This is a genomic window from Fictibacillus nanhaiensis, assembly GCF_023715445.1.
GTDB lineage: Bacteria > Bacillota > Bacilli > Bacillales > Fictibacillaceae > Fictibacillus > Fictibacillus nanhaiensis_D.
Map to the genome: position 1 here is coordinate 1 of NZ_JAMBOD010000027.1, position 2,483 is coordinate 2,483.

General features: G+C 41.7%; 3 protein-coding genes. All 3 read right to left on the reverse strand.

Annotation, left to right across the window (positions count from 1 at the left end; all coding sequences use genetic code 11):
• Positions 1 to 56 precede the first annotated feature (56 nt).
• From tnpC to tnpA, 3 genes are read right to left on the reverse strand one after another with little or no spacing between them, the layout of a single operon-like run.
• A complete protein-coding gene (tnpC, locus tag M3196_RS21635; protein WP_251324365.1) occupies positions 57 to 1,628 on the reverse strand; it encodes an IS66 family transposase in 1,572 nt (523 codons plus the stop codon).
• 38 nt (positions 1,629 to 1,666) lie between these two features.
• The gene (tnpB, locus tag M3196_RS21640) at positions 1,667 to 2,026 is read right to left on the reverse strand and encodes an IS66 family insertion sequence element accessory protein TnpB (protein WP_251324363.1); all 360 of its coding nucleotides are present in this window, start codon (positions 2,024 to 2,026) and stop codon (positions 1,667 to 1,669) included.
• Complete coding sequence (tnpA, locus tag M3196_RS21645) at positions 2,016 to 2,396, reverse strand: IS66 family insertion sequence element accessory protein TnpA (RefSeq protein ID WP_251324364.1); 381 nt, start codon at positions 2,394 to 2,396, stop codon at positions 2,016 to 2,018. Before tnpA ends, tnpB begins: the two co-directional genes overlap by 11 nt.
• Positions 2,397 to 2,483: the final 87 nt, after the last annotated feature.

A 2,483-nucleotide genomic window follows, 5' to 3' on the forward strand; every position in this document is an offset into this window, starting at 1 on the left:
GTAAGCGTAAAATGATCCACACCTGCTTTTCAAGGTGTGGATCATTTAAACTTTTGTTATTCCTTATGATTAGCTAAATAACATGATTCGGGTAGATCTGTTGACCATGGAACGAGTTTTTGAAGCTGATTCGAATCTTCCATATCTATATTTGGTAATGTTTTAAACAGATAAATGAAGTAATGAAAGACATTCAAATTATTTTCTTTGGCGGTTTCCAGTAAGCTATAGATCGAGGCACTTGATTTGGCACCTTTTGAAGAGTTGGAAAACAACCAGTTTTTTCGACCAATCACAAAAGGTTTAATGCTTCTTTCGGCTGCGTTGTTATCAATATCAAGGCGGCCATCCTCAAATGGTTGCTCTAATTTCTTTTGTTGATTCAGCGCGTACTGAATTGCCTCCCCTAGTTTACTCTTCGGCAATACCTGCGGCTTAATCGTTTTTAGCCATGTGAAATAAGCCTCCACCAAAGGTATACTTTGCTCTTGACGTATTTTCAGTCGTTCTTCGAACGATTTAGAAGCGATATCCTTTTCAATTTTATATAAAGCTCCCATTTTTTTCAGCGCTTGTTCCGCCAGAGTCAGCTGTCCGCCTTGTTTGGGAGGCGCGGCTTTTTGTGCTTGATCAAATTTCCGCCGGACGTGTGCCCAACAACCCGAAAGTGTTACACCGGACAAACCTTCATAGCCTTTGTAACCATCCACATGCAATTTTCCCTTAAATCCTTGTAGATACCGCTTTGGATGTTTGGAAGCCCTTGTGGTTTGATAATCAAACAACACACACTTCGGTCCTGCTCGTCCCGTCCGGTATAACCACATGTAAGAAGTTGAAGTGGGTGCGCGCTCTTTTTCTTGGAGCACTTGAACCGTGGTTTCATCCGCATGAAGAACCTCTTGGTTTAATAAGGTTTGCTTCATATGTTGGACCAAAGGGTCCACCCAGGTATTGGCTACGTAAAGAATCCAATTCGATAATGTTTGTCGGGATAGAGTTACGCCAAGTTGTTCGAATTGCTTTTCTTGTCGATAGAGAGGGACACTCGCCATATACTTTTGAATCAGTACGTAAGCTATAGCCGAAGGCGAAGCCATACTCTTCGGATAGACTGGATTTGGCATAGGTGCCTGTACGATTGGAGTAGAGATATTGGTTTGTTCACAGTTCCGGCAAGCATAGACCTCTCGTTCATGTTGGATGATCTTCACTTGTGCAGGAATAATCTGCAGCTCACGGCGCGTCTCTTTTTTCATCACATGCATATCATTACCGCAACTCAAACAACCCTGCTCCTCTTCGGGCAGGGTATAGCTTACCGTTTCTACAGGCACGGTATCGGCGTACGTTTTACGCGGACTTTTCTTCTGTTTCTTTTCTATAGAAGACTCTTCAACTTCTTCCACGGAAACAGCTGTGATTTCAGCTTCGTTGAAAAGAGGAAGTTCAAGCTGATCGTCAGACAATTTCTCACTTGATGCCCCATATTGCTGGTGTTTTTTTAAACGAAATTGTTCTTCATACCAAGCAACGAGGGCTTTCAATTCCTTGTTTTGCTTTTCAAGAGTCTCGATTTGTTTTTGATGTTCAGTTTTATTAGGTGAATCCGTCGTCATTTTACTCATATTAAACAATACGAAAGCAACTCTTGGTTTTCGACCTTTTAAATGACTTTTGTACCTGTAATTTTCGGAAACACCTTTCCTTCTTCGAGCGTCAAGCCTTCTAACATCCATCGAAGCTGCCGTGGGTTGATTGACGTCGTTTGATCTTGGGGCCCGAGGGGCCATCGAAAGGTGCCATTCTCGAGACGGCGATAATATAACCAGAACCCATTATGATCCCAATGAAGGATTTTCACACGGTCACGTGAACGATTACAGAATAAGAATATGTTGGATGAGCACGGATCTAATTGAAACGTCTCTTGAACCTTTGCTGCTAATCCGTCTATAGACAGTCTCATGTCGGTAACACCATGTGCCAAATAAATCCCTGTGATCCCTTCTAAATTAATTCGCATCTTTCAGTACCTCCACCACTTCACGAAGAAGTTCTTGGTCAAATCCTGCCTTGACGACGACGCGATACCGATTGACAAACACATCAATTGAGGAGGTAGGCAACTCCATCGAAAGAGCAGACCATGTAGTTTCTCTTTCAAACGTTTCTTGTTCGATGCTTTCCTTTTTATTCGAGTTGTCTCTTTTTCTCAATTCGTCGGGAAAAAGCTTTCTTCTATAATGATGGAATTGATCATAGGTGAACTCATCATGTTCTCTGATCCATTCTGCGATCGACTGACCACTATCACGCCATTCTTCAATAATTCGAATCCACTTTAAATCTTTTTCATCTGTCCCAAATGTAGAAAATCGAGTTGATGTATCCATATGATATCCCCCTTCTGGAATAAAAGATGACTTGATTATCACATGAAAGAACATCCAGAAAGAAGGTGTCATTTAATTGACGCTTAC